Annotated in this window: 25 protein-coding genes and 1 pseudogene; 15 read left to right on the plus strand and 11 right to left on the minus strand. The window is 52.1% G+C overall.

Translation table 11 applies throughout. The annotated features are described in order from the left end of the window. Both D8U18_RS29095 and D8U18_RS20460 read right to left on the minus strand, forming a co-directional pair. Positions 1 to 499 (minus strand): annotated as a pseudogene (locus tag D8U18_RS29095) (cupin). A gap of 37 nt (positions 500 to 536) precedes the next feature. Beyond that, positions 537 to 794, minus strand: a complete 258-nt coding sequence (locus D8U18_RS20460) for a hypothetical protein (RefSeq protein WP_131108276.1) — start codon at positions 792 to 794, stop codon at positions 537 to 539. A 230-nt stretch (positions 795 to 1,024) separates the two neighbouring features. On the opposite strand from D8U18_RS20460, the gene D8U18_RS20465 reads away from it, so the two are divergent. Then, complete coding sequence (locus D8U18_RS20465; RefSeq protein WP_131108277.1) at positions 1,025 to 1,261, plus strand: hypothetical protein; 237 nt, start codon at positions 1,025 to 1,027, stop codon at positions 1,259 to 1,261. A gap of 184 nt (positions 1,262 to 1,445) precedes the next feature. Here D8U18_RS20465 and D8U18_RS20470 read toward each other — a convergent pair whose 3' ends face one another. After that, complete coding sequence (locus D8U18_RS20470) at positions 1,446 to 2,024, minus strand: chemotaxis protein CheB (protein ID WP_131108278.1); 579 nt, start codon at positions 2,022 to 2,024, stop codon at positions 1,446 to 1,448. 142 nt (positions 2,025 to 2,166) lie between these two features. Between D8U18_RS20470 and D8U18_RS20475 the strand changes: the two genes are divergently transcribed. Further along, entirely contained in the window at positions 2,167 to 2,391 is a 225-nt protein-coding gene (locus D8U18_RS20475; RefSeq protein ID WP_131108279.1) for a DUF2188 domain-containing protein, read from the plus strand. A gap of 61 nt (positions 2,392 to 2,452) precedes the next feature. Here D8U18_RS20475 and D8U18_RS20480 read toward each other — a convergent pair whose 3' ends face one another. Both D8U18_RS20480 and D8U18_RS20485 read right to left on the minus strand, forming a co-directional pair. After that, positions 2,453 to 2,896 carry a low affinity iron permease family protein gene (locus tag D8U18_RS20480; RefSeq protein WP_131108280.1) on the minus strand — a complete coding sequence of 148 codons (444 nt, stop codon included), beginning with the start codon at positions 2,894 to 2,896 and terminating at the stop codon, positions 2,453 to 2,455. Positions 2,897 to 3,055: 159 nt separating this feature from the next. Continuing rightward, positions 3,056 to 4,276 (minus strand): zinc-dependent alcohol dehydrogenase, encoded by a 1,221-nt coding sequence (locus D8U18_RS20485; RefSeq protein ID WP_131108281.1) that lies wholly within the window; start codon positions 4,274 to 4,276, stop codon positions 3,056 to 3,058. Between the two features lie 310 nt (positions 4,277 to 4,586). Between D8U18_RS20485 and D8U18_RS20490 the strand changes: the two genes are divergently transcribed. The 6 genes from D8U18_RS20490 to D8U18_RS20515 all read left to right on the plus strand — a co-directional run bounded on the left by D8U18_RS20490 (position 4,587) and on the right by D8U18_RS20515 (position 7,033). Next, complete coding sequence (locus tag D8U18_RS20490; RefSeq protein WP_131108282.1) at positions 4,587 to 4,865, plus strand: hypothetical protein; 279 nt, start codon at positions 4,587 to 4,589, stop codon at positions 4,863 to 4,865. 1 nt (position 4,866) lies between these two features. Next, the gene (locus tag D8U18_RS20495; protein WP_131108283.1) at positions 4,867 to 5,361 is read left to right on the plus strand and encodes a CinA family protein; all 495 of its coding nucleotides are present in this window, start codon (positions 4,867 to 4,869) and stop codon (positions 5,359 to 5,361) included. Positions 5,362 to 5,372: 11 nt separating this feature from the next. After that, the gene (locus D8U18_RS20500) at positions 5,373 to 5,891 is read left to right on the plus strand and encodes a hypothetical protein (RefSeq protein ID WP_131108284.1); all 519 of its coding nucleotides are present in this window, start codon (positions 5,373 to 5,375) and stop codon (positions 5,889 to 5,891) included. Positions 5,892 to 5,898: 7 nt separating this feature from the next. Beyond that, complete coding sequence (locus tag D8U18_RS20505; RefSeq protein ID WP_131108285.1) at positions 5,899 to 6,345, plus strand: YetF domain-containing protein; 447 nt, start codon at positions 5,899 to 5,901, stop codon at positions 6,343 to 6,345. Positions 6,346 to 6,437: 92 nt separating this feature from the next. Continuing rightward, on the plus strand, positions 6,438 to 6,665 hold the full coding sequence (locus tag D8U18_RS20510) for a PLD nuclease N-terminal domain-containing protein (protein WP_131108286.1): 228 nt from the start codon (positions 6,438 to 6,440) through the stop codon (positions 6,663 to 6,665). A gap of 140 nt (positions 6,666 to 6,805) precedes the next feature. Then, a complete protein-coding gene (locus D8U18_RS20515; protein WP_110749947.1) occupies positions 6,806 to 7,033 on the plus strand; it encodes a PLD nuclease N-terminal domain-containing protein in 228 nt (75 codons plus the stop codon). 271 nt (positions 7,034 to 7,304) lie between these two features. Here D8U18_RS20515 and D8U18_RS20520 read toward each other — a convergent pair whose 3' ends face one another. The 3 genes from D8U18_RS20520 to D8U18_RS20530 all read right to left on the minus strand — a co-directional run bounded on the left by D8U18_RS20520 (position 7,305) and on the right by D8U18_RS20530 (position 8,320). After that, on the minus strand, positions 7,305 to 7,829 hold the full coding sequence (locus D8U18_RS20520) for a DUF4142 domain-containing protein (RefSeq protein WP_131108287.1): 525 nt from the start codon (positions 7,827 to 7,829) through the stop codon (positions 7,305 to 7,307). Between the two features lie 112 nt (positions 7,830 to 7,941). Next, the gene (locus tag D8U18_RS29245) at positions 7,942 to 8,076 is read right to left on the minus strand and encodes a hypothetical protein (protein WP_277752484.1); all 135 of its coding nucleotides are present in this window, start codon (positions 8,074 to 8,076) and stop codon (positions 7,942 to 7,944) included. Positions 8,077 to 8,110: 34 nt separating this feature from the next. Next, the gene (locus tag D8U18_RS20530) at positions 8,111 to 8,320 is read right to left on the minus strand and encodes a hypothetical protein (protein WP_131108288.1); all 210 of its coding nucleotides are present in this window, start codon (positions 8,318 to 8,320) and stop codon (positions 8,111 to 8,113) included. A gap of 359 nt (positions 8,321 to 8,679) precedes the next feature. Between D8U18_RS20530 and D8U18_RS20535 the strand changes: the two genes are divergently transcribed. The 3 genes from D8U18_RS20535 (at position 8,680) to D8U18_RS20545 (ending at position 11,356) form a co-directional block, all read left to right on the plus strand. Then, the gene (locus D8U18_RS20535) at positions 8,680 to 9,564 is read left to right on the plus strand and encodes a manganese catalase family protein (protein WP_131108289.1); all 885 of its coding nucleotides are present in this window, start codon (positions 8,680 to 8,682) and stop codon (positions 9,562 to 9,564) included. A gap of 225 nt (positions 9,565 to 9,789) precedes the next feature. After that, positions 9,790 to 10,719, plus strand: a complete 930-nt coding sequence (locus D8U18_RS20540; RefSeq protein ID WP_131108290.1) for a ZIP family metal transporter — start codon at positions 9,790 to 9,792, stop codon at positions 10,717 to 10,719. A gap of 136 nt (positions 10,720 to 10,855) precedes the next feature. Continuing rightward, a complete protein-coding gene (locus D8U18_RS20545; protein WP_131108311.1) occupies positions 10,856 to 11,356 on the plus strand; it encodes a ferritin-like domain-containing protein in 501 nt (166 codons plus the stop codon). A 59-nt stretch (positions 11,357 to 11,415) separates the two neighbouring features. Here the strand turns inward: D8U18_RS20545 and D8U18_RS20550 are convergent, their stop codons facing one another. Continuing rightward, on the minus strand, positions 11,416 to 11,925 hold the full coding sequence (locus tag D8U18_RS20550) for a DUF892 family protein (RefSeq protein WP_131108291.1): 510 nt from the start codon (positions 11,923 to 11,925) through the stop codon (positions 11,416 to 11,418). 195 nt (positions 11,926 to 12,120) lie between these two features. Here D8U18_RS20550 and D8U18_RS20555 point away from each other — a divergent pair, with 195 nt between their 5' ends. Further along, positions 12,121 to 12,339, plus strand: a complete 219-nt coding sequence (locus D8U18_RS20555) for a DUF2934 domain-containing protein (protein ID WP_131108292.1) — start codon at positions 12,121 to 12,123, stop codon at positions 12,337 to 12,339. Positions 12,340 to 12,853: 514 nt separating this feature from the next. Continuing rightward, positions 12,854 to 13,006, plus strand: coding sequence for a hypothetical protein (locus D8U18_RS28785; protein ID WP_177435045.1), 153 nt, complete (start codon positions 12,854 to 12,856; stop codon positions 13,004 to 13,006). 34 nt (positions 13,007 to 13,040) lie between these two features. On the opposite strand, the gene D8U18_RS20560 is transcribed toward D8U18_RS28785, so the two are convergent. After that, positions 13,041 to 14,417 (minus strand): saccharopine dehydrogenase C-terminal domain-containing protein, encoded by a 1,377-nt coding sequence (locus D8U18_RS20560; RefSeq protein ID WP_131108293.1) that lies wholly within the window; start codon positions 14,415 to 14,417, stop codon positions 13,041 to 13,043. Positions 14,418 to 14,666: 249 nt separating this feature from the next. Between D8U18_RS20560 and D8U18_RS20565 the strand changes: the two genes are divergently transcribed. Next, positions 14,667 to 14,876, plus strand: coding sequence for a hypothetical protein (locus D8U18_RS20565; protein ID WP_131108294.1), 210 nt, complete (start codon positions 14,667 to 14,669; stop codon positions 14,874 to 14,876). 70 nt (positions 14,877 to 14,946) lie between these two features. Here the strand turns inward: D8U18_RS20565 and D8U18_RS20570 are convergent, their stop codons facing one another. Beyond that, positions 14,947 to 15,183 carry a hypothetical protein gene (locus D8U18_RS20570; protein WP_131108295.1) on the minus strand — a complete coding sequence of 79 codons (237 nt, stop codon included), beginning with the start codon at positions 15,181 to 15,183 and terminating at the stop codon, positions 14,947 to 14,949. 166 nt (positions 15,184 to 15,349) lie between these two features. Here D8U18_RS20570 and ligD point away from each other — a divergent pair, with 166 nt between their 5' ends. Further along, positions 15,350 to 17,902, plus strand: coding sequence for a DNA ligase D (gene ligD / locus D8U18_RS20575; RefSeq protein ID WP_131108296.1), 2,553 nt, complete (start codon positions 15,350 to 15,352; stop codon positions 17,900 to 17,902). Positions 17,903 to 17,968 lie beyond the last annotated feature (66 nt).

Raw genomic sequence — 17,968 nt, forward strand, 5'->3', positions numbered from 1 at the left:
TCAACGCTTGCTAACCCAATACCTGCATACCGCGCCTTGCAAGCCCTGCACGGGGTCTTGGTCGGGAAACGGTAGCTTGTCGATGCTCGCCAGTTGGGCCTTGGTCGGCGCGTATCGGCAGATATCCGCCTGCTGACCCGGTGGGCAAGTGCCGACACCAGAAAGTCATCGCTGGAGCCTACATTGCAGTGGCCGGTGCCAGCAGGCAGTAGCAATACTTCGCCTGGACTCACTTCACATACATGACCATCCGGGCCACCCAGCATCAACCGAGCCCGACCGCTGGCGACGCCAAGCACTTCATGACCTTCTGTATGGTAGTGGTGATAGTTGTAAACCCCATATCGCCATTGTGGTGGCCAGCCATTGGCGATGAAGGTTCCTCGAACAGCGCAGTTGGGTAAATGAGTACCGGCAGGCGCGGGTTGTTAGGAACCCATTGGTTGCGTTCAAACATCAGGGTTTGAACGGCTGCTGTCTCAGCTCGCGGTTTGTTCATTTAAGGATCACCGAAACCTAGATGCGGCAATAGATTTTCATCTATCGATCTGCAACTCCAAATCAGCATTTGCCAGTCTGCGGGAGAGAGCCACCGTGCCGTTCAAGCGCTCTCCTGAAGAAAGAATAATGGTCAAGGAGTGGGCCTTGTGTAGGTCATCTGGCACCGGCGACATCACCTGTACCTGAAAGAGACCTCGTGTGATGGGCGTGATGATTACGTCGCAATCAATCGTTTTAGCGATCGGGCCGAAAAGGGTGTCGTTTAAGTAATTCAAACGTGCGCTGTCGGTCATGGATATGTCCATTGACGCTAGGGATTAAAGCTTAACTTCTGTGCTCCATCTATGTGCTAGACGGGAGCCACGATAGAAGAGTTCAACCCCAAGGGCTGACGGCTCCTCGCGAGAGAAGGCCGTGTACCAAAGCGCATGAAACTCTCAGTAGCCAATTTTGGTATCTGCAGCTGAACTACAAAACTGACCATAAAGTCAAGATTGTAAGTGACGCCTACGGAGGATCAACAATGCGCATCTACACGATTGAATATCTGTTCGACGGCGAACGCCGCACACATCAAATTGAGCTCAAGCAGCCTCAGTTGCCCGTCCATGAGGCGGCTATGCACTTGCTAGAGCTGCATTTTGGAGATGGCGAGAACAGCTTGGTCATGCCCACTGCGGACGCGACCCCGGGAGAGATTTTGAATCAGGCTGAACTGGTAGGGGTGGCACAGATTATGGTCGTCGATCAACCAAGTTGAGGTCAGGTTTAGAAAAAGGTAATGCTCGTCTCTACCGACCTGAGCGATTGCCTTTAGCCGCTTGCTGCCCTTGGCGAAAGTAATAAAACGGCCTAGAGCCGTCGTGCACATGGCATTACTGCTAAGGCGATGCCTAGTAAGGTCGGTTGTCACTTATCTTTAAGGTAGTGGCCATGCCGGTGAGCTATCTCACAGCTCCTACGGCATGTATAAGCACCTCTACAAGCGCCGTCGTTCTCACTAAACACTCAGGGTGATCATTCTCTATCGCCTTTATCGGCATGCTTGGCACCACAGCATCTCCGGGATCTTGTACGAGACACAATCCTCCGGCCATCCGCACGGCGTTCGCGCCCTCCGTCCCGTCGCCATCGTTGCCTGACAGAATCAAACTGACCACGCGATTACCAAACACGGAGGCGGCAGTCTCGAACAGGCGATCTGCTGCTGGCCTTGAGAATTTTACCTTCGGCCCGTCACTCAAATGTATGACTCCTGGTTCGACCACCTCAAGATGTTTATCCGGCGGGGCGACATACACGTGACCATGTTCAATGCAGTCACCGTCCTTCCCGTATGCCACCGGCAAGGTTGACCAAGTATTGAATATTGAGGCCAGTAATCTCGGGCTCGAAGGGCCGGTATGCATGACGATCAAAATGGCTGCCGGGATATCCTTGGGTAATCCGGTGAGAATTGCGCGCAGGGGCTCAAAGCTGCCCTCAGACCCGCCAATGACGATGATGTCTCTGATCATATCCATCTCCAACGCACGCCTTGTTTTACGCCTCTTCTCAGAGGTTTGAGCTGAGCCGCAAGCCCCTGTTCAAAAATTCAAACTCGTTGAGAGCGTAGAGGTCAACCAATGACAACGTTGGATAGTGCTCAATGCCATAGGAACGATCATGGAAAATTACCACATCACAAAAAATGGAGACCTTTGGACACTGGTTAAGGAAGGGGCTCAACGTCCTTCTAAATCGGCAAGTACCAAAGCGGAAATCACCGCAATCGCCAGTGAATTTCTTCAAGGCAAAACCGCGTCGCTCAAGATTCATAAAGAGGACGGAACGCTGCAGGAAGAAAGAACATTTCCTCGTTCTGCAGACCCTCGAAAGTCCAAGGGTTGAAGCTGCGATCTGGCGGCCAATCAATTGCCTTGTCAATGGTAGATCCCGCCCAACCATGAATTCATTGGCTGGTCTGGTTGCCTTGATCCGAGCTGACTTGGGTTGATAAATTAGGCACCTGTCCATGCTCACTCTGGATCGGGTCGAGACTTATCTGATCCGTTTCGCCCAAGGAACTGTATTGCTCCCGCAGTTTTCTGAGGTCGCGCGTACCCATTTTTTCCAAGCACAAGGAAGCATTTTGCGCATCCTTAGTGGCTCGAATCAGCTCATCGATTTTCAAATGCAAAATATCGTTGTCACGGTTTTGTGTATTTTGAATCAGGAAAACCATAAGGAACGTAATAATGGTGGTCGAGGTGTTTATGATCAGTTGCCACGTATCGTTGTAGTGAAAAAGAGGGCCAGTGAAAGCCCACATGATGATCAGTATAACGGCAGTACCAAAGGTTTTCGAACTCCCAGCCCAGTGAGAAAGTGATTGGCAAAATTTTGAAAATTTCATGATGGCGATCTCTTGGGGACTTACCCCATAGACCAACTCCGTACGATGAAATTCTTTTTTACATTTCCCCACTGGTCTGGGTACCGCTCACGTTTGTTTGCGGAGAAAGACCTCGAGCCCGGCGCGATTCATTTCGCCTCTCCTCTCATCCGCAACAAACTAAACACCGACAATCACCGCTTCATCGTCGTTGGGAAACGCCGCTTTGTTATCACCCGGCGTGAGAATGACCTTCCTGCAATCCTCTTCCTTCTTGTCGAATATCTTGTACCCCTCGGCAGCCTGCTCAAGCCCCATCCGATGACTGATGATGATTTCGGGGGACAGGCGACCGCTCTCGATATGTTCGAGAAGTTCCGGAAGATAGCGCTGAACGTGGGTTTGCCCCATTTTGAAAGTAAGGCCCTTGTCGAAGGCGTCGCCAAACAAGAAACCATGGATGAATCCGGAGTACACGCCAGGCACGCTTACCACACCTCCGCGCCTTACCGCCGCAATACACTGTCGCAGTGCCTTACCACTGCTGCCTTCGAGCTTGAGCGTGGCAAGCACGGTTTCGGTGGTACTGCCCTTTGCTTCGAAACCAACGGCATCCACGACGCCGTCGACACCGCGCATCCCTTTGGTCTGGCGGATAATGGTGTCTGCAGGATCGTCGTCTTCGTCGAAATTGATCGGTATTACCCCATAGGTTTCTTGAGCGTAAGCCAGGCGGTAAGGGTGGTGATCGACCATAAAAATCTGATCCGCGCCGAGCATTCTTGCGCAGGCAGCACTCAATAGACCGACGGGCCCGGTGCCGTAGATAGCAATGCTGGAGCCTTTTTGGATTCCGGTATTAGTCACGGCTTGGAAAGCGGTTGGCAGGATGTCAGAGAGGAACAATACCTTCTCGTCCGAGAGTGTCCCAGGCACTTTGAAAGGCCCTGTGTTGGCTTTGGGGACGCGCACGTATTCTGCTTGCCCACCGGGTATGCCGCCGTACATGTGACTGAAACCAAAAAGCGCGGCGCCTGGGGGAATGGCCTTTTTATTCAGGATCGCACCACGCCCTGTGTTGGTCGTTTCACACGCCGCGTACAAGTCCATCTGGCAGAAGAAGCAACTACCACAAGCGATCACGAAAGGGATCACGACGCGGTCGCCGGGCTGAACGGCGGTCACTGACGATCCCACATCCTCAACGATCCCCATGAACTCATGGCCGAAGATATCGCCATGTTCAACGGTAGGGATTTTTCCGCGATAAAGGTGAAGATCGGAGCCACAAATTGCAGTAGCTGTGACTCGGAGGATGATGTCGTCACTTTCCTCAATTATTGGGTCGGGAACCGTATCGACTTTCACGCTATGGGCGCCGTGGTAGGTAAGTGCTCTCATAACCAAACCCCTTCATAAGCCTATTGGTAAATGGGAGAGGGGCAAAAATCGATACAAGTTCAGAGTGATAGAAAATGTTGAGACTGGCGGTCAGGCAATAGCTGAAATAGAGATGTCAGGAGGGTGTAGCAAAACTACAACCGTGGCCGAAAGGAGCGCAGATTTTGGCGGCAGAAATTTTGATCCGTACCACTCCGATGGCCATGATTGGTTGAGACTAAAGCTTAAAAATTACCACTTCGTCAGATGTAGTGAACCTATGCGGTAGCCGAGCGCTCCATCAAGAAATATCCGGGTTGGGGCGAATGAGATGAATGCCTTCAAAAATCTACTTACACCCGCTCAAGAGACGAGACTGCGTGCCCTTGATGCCTGGCATCGCGCACTGGAAAACCGGCAGCTTCGTATGGATTGTCCCGATGCTTATCATGACGAATTGCTTCGCCAGTCCGATGAGATGGATCGACTGGGTATCGTGACTTGGAGCGAGTGGCGGGATCTGAGGATGCAAGCTGACCAAGCTTATCTCCGTGCTGTCTCGGGAGAGGATTATAAGGCTGGTCACACAAAAAGAACTTTCGAGAATTGATATGGCCATCGCTGACGACACAGTCGCTTACCTGCGTAAACACTCCTTGATACTGACAACGGCGGAGTCGTGTACCGCCGGTAAAATCGTAACGCTATTGTCGGAGGTCGAAGGCAGCGGCGAGTTCATCGAATGCGGTTACGTCGTTTATTCCCCACAGGCCAAGAAACGTCTCTTGCATGTCAGCGCTCACACCATCGAAACATTCAATCTGACGAGTGTGGAGGTTGCCAGGGAGATGGCCTTAGGCGCCCTACAAGACAGTACGGCTAACGTCGCCGTTGCCACCACGGGCATTCTTGGCCCTGAAGACGTTGACGGTATTCCTGCAGGAACCATTTGTTTTGCTTGGGCGTTTCAATCTAAAGACGCCAAAAGTGTGTTTAGTCACGAGCATCGTTTTTTTGGTACCCGCTGCCAAGTGCAAACAGAGGCAACAGAGTTTGCCTTACAACGTTTACCCCATTTTCATAGTCAGGCATCGCTTGGAGAGTGAGGTACAAAACGATGAAGGATGATACCGAGCACCCGGATCTTAAGAGTCGTGATTACCCAATTCGCGAAGACATGCCCTATCAGATTAAGGTTTGGCGTTTTGAGCGGCTCGGTTGGTACATGCTGGTCTTGTTGATGTTTTTTGGCTTGATTGGTCTGTTCTCGCGAGGGCTGCTCAGTTCTCGGGATGTACACAGCGCGGATGGCAACATCAGGGTGGAATACGAGATGTTTCACCGCAATGGCTCGATGAATTCGATGAAGGTAAGTGTCAGCGCAAAGCCGGAAACCGAAATCGAGTTGGATCTATCTGGTGAAATGCTAGAGGGCTTCAGCATCGAGTCGCTGCAGCCTGAGCCGTTGCGCAGCAGAAGTTTGTCCCAGGGCATGCGCTTATGGGTGCAAGCCGACAATCAGGGGCAAGCCACCTTGTATCTCACGCTGCGCGGCGACGGATTAGGTTTTTTTCGTAGTCACGTCACAACGCCCGGTAGCCTTGGCGTAACACTTGATCAGTTCATTTTCCCCTAGGTGACCTATGGATTCGGTATTGCGTGCGGCAGCGATGTATATGGCGTTAATGGTGCTGTTCAAGATTGCCGGCCGACGCTCCTTGGCCGAGCTGACGACCTTTGATTTTCTATTGCTGATGATCATTGGCGAGGCCACTCAGCAAGCGCTGCTGGGAGATGATTTTTCACTGACGAATTCGATGCTCGTTATCGTCACCCTGATCGCTATCGATGTTGGGTTTTCATTGCTCAAACAACGTTCGAACTGGGTCTCACGTTTGATCGATGGCGAACCCACGATCATCGTCGAGAACGGCAAGCTGTTGCATCAACGGTTACGTCAGGCGCGACTGGTGGAAGCCGACATTATGGAGGCTGCACGATCTAGCCAAGGCATTGAGAAGCTGGAGGAGATCAAGTTCGCGATCATCGAGCGAAATGGCAAGATTTCAATCATTGCCCGAGAAAACTGACCGGCTATGGTATTGCGAATTTTTTCATGAGAATTGTGAACACCCTGAAACTTGCCGGAGCCTTATTATTATCAGTCCATGGAAGTTGAATCATGTCTGACGCAGCCAGCCAATTTTCGATCATTGTCATTGCGATCATCGCCATCGTTGACTCATGGGCTATCACCAGCGTACTCCGCAGCGACAGCGCTCTGGGAGAAAAAACCGCTTGGCTTATCGGCATCGTCCTCTTTCCCGTTGTGGGATGGATCGTATGGAGCAACGCCGGGCCGCGTTATACAAAGAAAAATCTGGCCTCACCCAAACACAACAAGGTTTGAGTTTTACCCATGACCCATGTGTTGAATTCAACTCTTCGCACAACGCAACACCCGTCGACTCACAACTCATACCAGTGATTCGTTTGAACACCCGGCACCGCCTAAGGCCTAAACACTATCAGTCACAGGAGGGTTGAGTCATGTCTGAAGCTACCAGCTATTTTGCTATTGCAGTCGCCGTTATTATCCTGCTCGTTGACCTATGGGCGATGATCAGTGTGTTCCGCAGCGACAAATCAGTGGGTGTAAAAGCCGCCTGGGCCATCGGCCTGATTGTCTTTCCGGTGGTCGGTTTGATCGTCTGGGGTGTTGCTGGGCCTCGCGGCATCAAGGAGGGGCCGACGTCACCGGAACACAGTAAAGGCTAATTTCGCTTCTTAAGTCATGTTGAAGGTTCTGGAATTAACCGAACTTCGCTTGCTTCCGATCGATGTGGGCTCGACGACTTCAGTCGAGCCCTTCACACCGAAGGCGAATGATGCAGTCCAGACGGGAGAACACCGTTACGCTCTTGGTGACTTCATGACGGTATGATCAACACCCGTCATGAAGGCAAGATCTCCATGGACGCGTACTGCGTAAGAGATTAGCCAGGGCGGAATTCGAGGAAGCATCTTTTACAATTATTTTGTTGCCTCATTATTGAGCCGGCGTGAGTTTGCCTGCCGAAGGCTTGATTTTATCTTGAAGACTTTTCACTGCCTGCTCCTGCTTCAAAATGTCCGGCAACTCGTTTTCGGCAAATTTTTTCAGCTCCGGCCTCTCCGAAGACATCGCTTCCTTCTTGAATAGGAAAACTTTCTGTTCAAGAGTTTCAGCCTGACTGTCTATATAGATCCGGTCGAAAGAATCATCCCGTGATTCAAGGCGCATCTGCTTCGCTTTGCCTGCCAGAGAAGCTTCTGCTGGTACCTCCATATGCAATTGCTCACCGAGTGCCTTGAGTTTGTTGTACAGCTGCGCATTCTTGTCGATCATCTGATGGGCGAAACTCTTCACTTCTGGCATCTGGCTTTTCTCCAACGCCACCTTCGCGCCTTCGGTCTGGAACACGGTCTGTTGCGCGGCTTCTTCCAGGAAAGCGTTGACGGTGACGGCGTTAGCCATCGCACCGCAAAGGCATAAACCCAACGCCACAATCCATTTCACTCTATTCGAATTCATGTGGGACGGTCTCTGTGTGCACAGATTCAGGGCTGTGATAACGCCCAGGGATATTGTCGCCTTCTTCCAGCTTGGTTCTTTTTTGAACCTGAATGTCACTCAAGCAGGCGCCCTAGAGCTCAGCAAAGGTTTGTTTGACCAACGCCTCTGCTTCGTTAGGCGCTAGGGTTTCTCTGCCCACCAAAATTCGGTTTTGTGGCTGGTTGTCGATGATGAGACTGACGATGAATCTTGGTTTATCAAACATTGTGTACTCCTTTTAAAAATGCAGAGCCCAACGATCAGCGTTTCGGTTGTCGATCATAGTCAGCGGGGCCGGGAGTTACACGAGCACCGTTCTGCTGATCAGCCTTTTCACGACTCACTCGTTGATCATCCGTCAGGCCGTCGCTCTTATCTGCGTTCTGCGGCTGCTTTTCGGGTTGACTGGTCGACTGTCGAATAGGGTCATTTGCTTTTATTTTGGACATGCGTACACCTTGATTTTTCATTTTTTTTCTCCTGCCGGGTGGGGAGGAAATCGCTCAAGCGCTTATAGGGGCTGACGCTGCAATTGATAGTTTGTTCCTTTGATTTGCTAAATGGTGAAGGCCGTTCCATTCATCTTCTGAGTCCCAATCGTGGCGTCTATTCCCCACAAATTCGCGCCTAAAGAGATAAAGCAGTCGGGAAAGAACGCATCGCCAATCGAGTACCTTCACTATCGCCGCAGGGCGCCATCCATGCCTCAACCACTTGTCGTCAATCAGAAGAGATTTTTGAAATTTCTAACGGGCTGTTGCTTCACAAGAAGTAGGCGCGTGAACCCGCTGGGGGCGGCGCCACATTCTTAAGCCTGAGGAGATTTGTCATGTTTTTGCATAACAAGCGACTTCAATACACCGTGCGCGTCGCCCAACCCAATCCCGGATTGGCCAACCTTTTACTTGAACAATTCGGTGGGGCACAGGGCGAGCTGGCAGCAGCTTCGCGTTACTTCACCCAAGCTCTGGCGGAAGACGATCCTGGTCGAAAGGATCTGTTGATGGACATCGCCACCGAGGAGCTCAGTCACCTGGAAATTGTCGGCTCGATCATCGTCATGTTGAACAAAGGTGCAAAAGGCCAAATGGCCGAAGGCGTCGAGGAAGAGGGGGAGCTATATCGCGCCATTAACGGCGCCGGTAACGACTCTCACATCACAAGTCTGTTGTACGGCGCCGGCGCACCCCTGACCAACTCGGCAGGTGTTCCATGGTCGGCAGCTTATGTCGATACCATTGGCGAGCCCACAGCTGATATGCGCTCCAATATTGCTGCCGAGGCGCGCGCGAAAATCGTCTACGAGCGCTTGATAAATGTCACCGACGATCCAGGCGTGAAAGAAGCGCTGGGTTTTTTGATGACGCGAGAGATTGCGCACCAGTTGTCTTTCGAAAAAGCATTGCATGCCATCCAGCCAAACTTCCCGCAGGGCAAGTTGCCGGGTATGCCCGAATTCACCAACGTGTATTTCAACATGTCTCAGGGGGAAGGCAGCACGCGTGGCCCTTGGAACCAGGGGGGCGATTGGGATTTTGTGGAAGACCCTATGCCAGCGGTCGATGGCGGTGACGGCATGGCCAGCGTGCAATTGAGCGCTGAGGACGACGCACTACTGATGGAAATGAAAGCCAGAACAATGTCCGACCCGGACAGTAACCCGGTCACCGGTGCCGACCTTGGCGCGGGTGTACAGATCGAACCTGAAGCTTGAAGCATTCACCGCGTATCGCTGTGGGACGCGGTGTTCCTTTCCTCAGCTTATAGAGGTGAACGTGATGATCAACTATTCCAGAACCGAGCGATTCCATTTGGACTCGCGAAATCTGTTTCTTGCGACGGCTTCGTCCTTTGAACGTGAGGCCACGCGTATCTCAAGAGAGTTACGCGCTAGCCTCAACGAATCTGTGATCCGTATGGCTGTTAGTTAGGAGGTCGTATGTCCGAACCGTCCGCTCCTCTTCGGTCACCGGGACGGTCTTGGTTTGTCCAGATTTCTCAGTCGGGATGGATGGGCTGGTTCTTTTGGTGTGTGCTGGCAAGCGTCGTGGTTCTGCTGATCATCAGTGGCTACGGCGCCTTCGTGAATGCTAGAAGAGACTATCTGCATCTGGCTTTCCTGGGCGGCCTAGCAGGCTTCGCCGCAACAGCGTTGGGGGCAACCGTCGCGATCATCCTTCGCGACATTGCCTCCCGCACCCAGGACATTATGTTGGGCTTTGCCGCTGGCATGATGCTCGCCGCCAGTTCTTTCTCGCTCATCCTTCCGGGGATCGAAGCGGCCCAGCAGATATCGAACAACAAGTTGCTGGCGGCAAGCATTGTGGTACTCGGCTTGGGGCTGGGGGTGGCGTTGATGATTGGTCTGGATCGCTTTGTGCCGCACGAGCATGTCGAAAGCGGAAAACGCGGCCCCGAGGCTCGGCGCATCAATCGCATCTGGCTGTTTGTGCTTGCCATCACGTTGCACAACCTGCCGGAAGGCATGGCGATCGGCGTCAGCTTCGCTACCGGTGATATGAAAGTAGGTCTGCCGCTGACCACCGCCATTGCCATCCAGGACATTCCCGAAGGGTTGGCGATCGCCTTGGCGTTGAGGGTGACCGGAATCTCGGCGCTTCGCGCAGCGTTGATAGCCGTCGGCTCAGGATTGATGGAACCCTTGGGCGCAATCATCGGTTTGGGCATTTCTAGCAGTTTTGCCTTGGGTTATCCCGTCGCGCTCGGACTCGCTGCGGGTGCGATGATTTTCGTGGTCTCGCACGAAGTTATCCCGGAGACCCATCGTAACGGTCATGAAACTCCGGCAACGCTAGGGCTCATGCTCGGGTTCGGCGTAATGATGTTTCTCGACACGGCGTTGGGATGAAATGCTGGATCACCAGCGCAAAAAATTTGAACCCATGCCGACGACCATCAGTCATTTTTTCATGCATACCACAAGCGTGGAGATGCAAATGATGCGTTCCGCTACGGTGACGCGCACAGTGGAGAGGAGATTTCCAATGGCTAGAAAAACTGTTGAAGACCTGTTTGTCCATGAGCTGTCCGATATTTACAGCGCCGAGAAACAGATCACCCGCGCTCTGCCGCGCATGGCGCGAGCAGCTACCAACCCGCTATTAGCTGAGGCCTTTAATGCTCACCTGGAAGAAACCCAAGGGCAAATTGAACGCATCGATCAGCTGATCGAGTTGACCGGGTTAAAACTCAAACGCATGAAATGCGTGGCCATGGAAGGGCTGGTTGAAGAATCCAAGGAGCTGCTCGAGGAAATCGAAAAAGGCGCGGTGCTTGATGCGGGGTTGATCGGCGCCGCGCAAAAAGTTGAGCACTACGAGATCGCGAGTTACGGCACCTTGATTGCCATGGCCAAACATTTGAATTTATCAGACGCAGCGGATCTTCTTGCCGCCACTTTGGCAGAAGAAAAAGCTACGGATGAGAAGCTGTCGAAGATCGCTGAACAAGGCGGCAATCAAGCGGCGACAATGGAATCCAAATAATATTTGCGATCGAACCAAGACGACGTTGTGACTGCAACGTCGTCTGGTTTTTCTATTTTCTATTTTTTCGCTTCAAGGTTCGGATCTTCTGAGCGAGCAAGGAACGCTTGGGTGAGCTCAGGAAGATGTTCCAAAAGCCACTCAGCCATTGCCTGCTCCTGCGGCAAGATTTCCTCGCAAGCAGCTTGAGTCAGCGTGTCTCCAGCGGCTTTTGCGGCAGCAATCAAAACGGTGTAGGAGGCGATCTCTACGTTTTCAAAAACGTAGCCTGCCATCGCACCCTTGATGACTTCATCACTCATCAATGACCCGCCAACGGCTTGGCCAAACGCCATTAACTTTCCAGTTATGTCCTTGATCGTGGATGAACTGCCGCCGAGCCTGCTCAGACATTCCTCTATCAGCTTCTGCTGTCCCAGCGTCTCTTGGATGTGAAAGTCGATTCGGGTCTTGAGCTTCGGATAATGCTCCAACCGCTCGGATTGGGCCCTGAGCATTTTCTCGGCTTGCTGTTCCATCGCGTGCGCATCCCGCAACCAATCAAGCAAATTTTCTTGTGGGGTAGCCATGTTTGCTAATCCTCCTAAGCGTATTGTTTGAGGTTGATGCATGGAGGCGCGCTGAGTTCATCACGATAGATAACCGGTAAAAAAATTGAGCATGGAGGAAAAGGAGGGTGGTCGAAATACCAGGCGTCTTCGCGCCGTTTGTATTGTTCTGCTTCAGCCTCACGACCGCTGGATTTAAACCGCAGGAGAAAGGCAATGATTGACGAATCGAAAATTCGCGAAAGAGCGTATGCACTTTGGGAAAAGGATGCCTGTCCCGACGGTGCTGACCACTTTTATTGGTATCTGGCTGAGGATCAGCTTAAAACTTCGTTGCAGCTATCGCACGGCGAGCACGCTCGTGTGGCAGGTGACGAACAGGTCAGCTTGGTTGATGAAACTGCCGCGATAATGGAGGAAGCAGATGCCAGCTAAAGCAGACTTCTCACTCCTAAGCGTGGACGATGCTTTTCGCACGGCTGTGTTTACGTTCACTGCCTGAAGAAGCGGCTTACACTCAAGAATATTAAGGTTGGCATCCAATAAGGATGTTGGCGTATCTCAGTTATCCCGGAATTTGCAGCAACCATGCAAAAAAAGCCCGCACATCGATGCGGGCAAATGAGGAGTTACACGAGCAGCCTGGCATGGCCTGCACAGGCATACCTTTAAGAATGTTTTTAATCGACCGAGGTTCGATTCACTTTTTGCGTCTTGGAGGATTACTGACGGACGGCTCTGCTATCGAGATTATGCGCTCGAGACATCCCTCACCTATCTTTCATTCTCGGTTTGTCGACTGCGCCGGATGCACGCTCAAATTTCTGGAAAACAGTCGTCGTCATGACTCTCTACTGAATACCAACCATGGAGTCATGGCCAGTACGAAGATCGAAAAGGGCAAGCATTAGCAACCTGGCACAAACTTCTGGAAAGGCCAGAAATCCGAATGACCGCTCAAGAGCAATATGAGCAACTGCTCCGCCTCGCCGAGGAGTGTTTGAAACAAGGATTCATTGATCGAGACGAAAGAAAACGCCTGGTGACCGAAACCACTCAGCGCTATGCCCAGGCGGTCGAGGGCTTTAGAGAAGGAACCTGAAGGTTTGATGGACTCTCGTTGCTTCTCCGTTCAGTCACCAGTTCGCCCGAAAATTACGAAATTGCCACGGGTCGTCTGGCTCGATGTTGGGCTGAGGAAACATCGATTGACGTCCTGCGAGTGGCGTCCAGTCGCTATAAAAACCGTTCAGTTCGCCCAGGTAAGGAGCGCATAGCTCAAGAATGTCGCTGTGTGGTAATTCATCTGGCTCAAGAATCCCTCGCCTTGGATTACGAAGACTCCAGACAACTCCCGCCATGACCGCCGCTGTGACCTGCAGGCTGGTAGCACTGTTATGTGGGCATAGTGCTCGTGCCGTTTCGATGTCGAGGCGGGATCCATACCAGTAGGCGTTACGCTTATGACCAAGCAACAGAACACCTAATTCGTCGCTGCCCACCGTGATGTCATCGTCGAGCAGTCGTTGGCGAGTTTGTGGCTGCCAATGATGCGCTGCCAGCTCGTAGAGCGAGAGGAGCGCATCGTCGCAGGGCCGATAAGCATAATGTACCGTCGGCCGGTAGCTCGGATGGTGACCTTCACCTATTGTTAGGTATTCGGCGATGGAGATCGCTTCGCTGTGCGTGACCAGCAGGCCCAGTGTCGGCCCAACACCGGGCGTCCAGGTATACACAGGCGTAGCGGCGCTTAGTCGTTCCAAAAAGATTGCGGCTTGACTCCCATAGAGATGCCGGCGTGCGTCTGCAGGCAGTGAACGTTCATGAGTGCCCCAGCCCAGTTCAGCGGGCTGGCATGCCTCGGCAATAAAGCCTTCCACCGACCATGTATTGACGAACTCACCCGCTTCCTTGCGGCGATCAGCACATTGCGAATCGTATTCGGCGATGTGAATGACTTTCACGCCAAGCGCTTGTGCCAACCGGGCCCAGTCCTGACGTTGCATGGATGGAGGTAGCGTTTGGCCGAGGTCGCTTGCAAGATTTTCCAGCGCTCGCTTCACCAAATGGGATACCAGTCCGGGGTTCGCGCCATGCGTAATAATCGCCGTTGCCGTTTCGTTACTGCCACGCAGGGCCAGCACGCCATGTCGCAACGCGTAATTGGTGCGTTCTTCCGGTTCCTGATCTGTCTCGTTATAACCGCCTGCCCAGGGTTCGGTGCAGGTATCCAGATATAGAATTTGATGTGCCTGGCAGAAGGCGAGTAACGCTTGGCTGGAAACCTCCACTGATAAGTTGAGCAAGAAGTCTCCGGGTTGAAGCTGCGCTCCGAGGCATTGGCGAAAGTTGTCTTCAGTCAATGCCTCCTGCAGAACTGTCACACCGTACTGTTGTGCAGCTTCGCCAGCAGCGGCAGATGGACAAATGATGGTTAGCTTGGAGGGAGCAATTGCAATATGCCGCAGCAACAGTGGTAGTACCCCTCGTCCAATGCTGCCGTAACCCACCATAAGCAGGCAGTCCGGAAAACGGCTGTTGCTGTGTTTTTCTCATGATGGAACCTCCAAACTCGACCTTCGCTGCACTGCAGAAATATCAGTGCTGTTTAAGTTGCGACAACTGTTTTCTTGTAACGGTGCCATCGACGCGATGTATGCCGAGTCAGCCGAAAGCAGGTGAAGCGTCAACCGTATGTCGACGGAAGCGAACAGGAGCCTGCCGCATAAGTTCTATACCTATGTGGAATGGAGGGATCGGTCATGTACACCGAAGCGAAAATGCTGGCGTATTCCAAATGGCATGAGCTGTTGACGAACCTCGAAAACTCTGTGGACGCGGAGGAGCGGTATGACGAGCTGCTCAAACTGGCTGACGAATATTGCAGCCGAGGGAGAATAAACTCGTCAGAGCGAATCACTCTGATAGAAGTGGCAACAACAGCCTATACGCGCTCGATCGCCGAATCCTGAATTGGTCAAACCGTTGGTTGGCAGACCACGATGGCTACGCCTGAGTGGGCTGGTGGACGCGCATGGTTAATCAGAGCTTACCGATTTCGCCTGTGGCTTCTGCGATCATCAATAATGTGTCTTCCATCTCCTTTATGGCGGCCTGAAGCTTTTGGAAAGACAGCTGAATAGATTCCGAGCTATCCACGGTTTGGTGCCCCCGCAGGGAATGATTTCGCTCCTCTTTCTTTAGGAACTCCACAGCATTTCGCAACGACTGAAGCTGGTCGAATAAGCCATCAAAATGTGTCCGTAAATGATCGCTCACGTTAGCTCCCCTTTTTGAGTTGCCCTTGATGAAGAGACATACCAGCAAGCTAAAAAGTGCTGTGGATAGATAGGAGGAGGCGGGATTCGACGAACACCAGCTCCACATTGGCGGAACTAGCGACCGATGATGGGTTTCTCACAAGAAGGATTTGAGGGTAGCCTCTATGAGCGATGCCTTGGATGACTATCACAAAAAGCGTGATTTTGATGCTACGCCCGAGCCCTCAGGCGCGAACAAGGTGCCCACAAAAAAATCAAGAGCTGATCATGCGTTGCAATTTTGCATACAAAAACACGATGCGACGCGGCTGCACTACGACTTTCGCCTCGAATTAGAAGGCACTCTCAAAAGCTGGGCCGTACCCAAGGGCCCAAGCCTCGACCCCCAAGTAAAACGACTGGCGATGGAGGTCGAAGATCACCCACTTGATTACGCCACATTCGAAGGCAGCATCCCCGAAGGTCACTACGGTGCCGGAGACGTCATCGTCTGGGATCGCGGCGTGTGGAAGCCCATCGGTGATCCGATTGAATCCTTCAAGAAGGGAAGGCTCAAGTTCGAACTAGAAGGCGAAAAGCTCAATGGCGTTTGGAATCTCGTGCGAACGCATCAAGAAGGCAAACAGAAGCCTTGGTTTCTCATTAAGCATAAAGATGCGTCAGCGAGACCAGAGGCTGATTTTGACGTTGTAGTAGCGTTGCCTGACTCCGTCCTCAGTGATCGCACTATCATCCCTAAACAACGCGCCGGCAAGGCTGCCGAAGCCAAACCGGTAAAGGCTTTGCCTTCCCAACGGCGTAAGTCATCCTCAGGAAAGCTGAGTGGCGCGAAGGCCGCTGCACTTCCCGATTTAATAAAGCCGCAGTTGGCAACATTGGTCGAGACAGCTCCGATTGGGGAATGGCGCTACGAAATAAAATTTGACGGTTATCGGATGCTCGCTCGTATCGACAACGGATCAGTGAAACTGTTTACCAGGAATGGTCATGACTGGACGGCCAAGCTCCCCCGCCAAGCAGAAGCATTGGCAAGCCTGGCGCTAGACTCTGCATGGCTGGATGGTGAAGTAATCGCCGCCGATGAGAATGGCGTACCAAGTTTTCAGATTCTGCAAAATGCCTTCGAGTCGGGAAAGAGCGGAGCCATTGTTTTCTATCTATTCGACATGCCCTACCTCAACGGCATTGATCTCAGAGGGGTAGCGGTCGAGGATCGCAGGGTCGCGCTTGCGAAGGTATTGGAGCGCAGCGACGACGATATTCTTCGCTTCTCGGAAGACTTTGGTGAAGACGCCAGTGATCTGCTGACGAGCGCCTGCCAAATGAAGATGGAAGGCTTGATAGGTAAGAAGCTCGGAAGTCTGTATGTATCCCGCCGCTCGGATGACTGGATCAAGCTCAAATGTAAGCACCGACAGGAATTTGTGGTGGTCGGTTACAGCGAGCCCAAAGGTGCCAGGAGTCTATTTGGAGCTCTGCTATTAGGACTTCACGATAAAGACAGCGGTGAGCTTCGATATGCCGGGAAGGTGGGAACCGGCTTCAATGAGAAAACCCTCAAATCTATTTATACCCAACTTACACCTTTGGAAGTCGATAAGCCGGTTATCGTGAATCCACCGAAGGGGTTCGAAGCAAAGGGTGTCCACTGGCTCAAGCCAGAATTGCTTGCAGAAGTGGCTTTCGCAGAGATAACGAAGGATGGCTCGGTCAGGCACTCGGTGTTCCATGGCCTTCGCAACGACAAGCCGGCAAAAGAAATCACCGAGGAAAAAGCAAAACCTGCAAACGAAGTGGATGGTATGGCTCCTCCGAAGCGCCCCACAAAAAAGAAAAGCCAAGAGCTCACTGGCAAAATTCGGATTACCCATCCCGACCGCGTGATTGACGCCACCAGTGGATCGACGAAGATGCAGCTTGCGCAATACTACGCTGGCATAGCGCAATGGATTCTTCCTACGCTTAAAAATAGGCCTGTGGCTCTTGTCCGGGCGCCCGAGGGAGTAGCGGGGGAATTGTTCTTTCAAAAAAACGCGGAGCGATTGGCTATACCCGGTATCGAAACAGCGGAAGCCGAACCTGTGATGCTAGTCAACAACGTCGAAGCGTTGGTGGGCGCCGTGCAGATGAGTACGATTGAATTCCATACCTGGAACGCGACTTCGCGGAATTTGGATCTGCCTGACCGTTTTGTATTAGATCTCGATCCCGACCCAGCACTGCCATGGAAAAGCATGGTCGAGGCAGCAACTCTCACACTCACAGTCCTTGATGAATTGGGGTTGAAGTCTTTTATCAAAACTAGCGGTGGCAAAGGGATTCACGTTGTAGTCCCACTGACACCAAAGGACGATTGGCAGTCGGTGAAGGACTTCAGTCATGCGATTGTTAAGTATATGGCGAAGCTCATACCTGATCGGTTCTCTGCCCTCTCTGGGCCAAAAAATCGAATTGGCAGAATCTTTATTGATTACCTTCGTAACAGTAGAGGCGCTACAACGATCAATGCGTTTTCGGTAAGAACCCGAGAAGGCTTGCCGGTCTCAGTACCTATTTTTAGGGAAGAGCTGGACGAGATCAAAGGTGCCAATACTTGGAATATTCACAATCTTCATGAGCGCCTGGGACAGCTTGATGCGGATCCTTGGACGGGGTTTTCCAAAACCAAACAGACCATCACGAAGGAAATGCGTCGAAAAATTGGAATGAAAATTTAGGTTTGCCCGGGCTTTGATTAGTCCTTCTTAATTCATAACTGCTCTTTGATTGTTATATTCATGATG

This window comes from Pseudomonas sp. Sample_10 (assembly GCF_004321495.1).
Lineage (GTDB): Bacteria > Pseudomonadota > Gammaproteobacteria > Pseudomonadales > Pseudomonadaceae > Aquipseudomonas.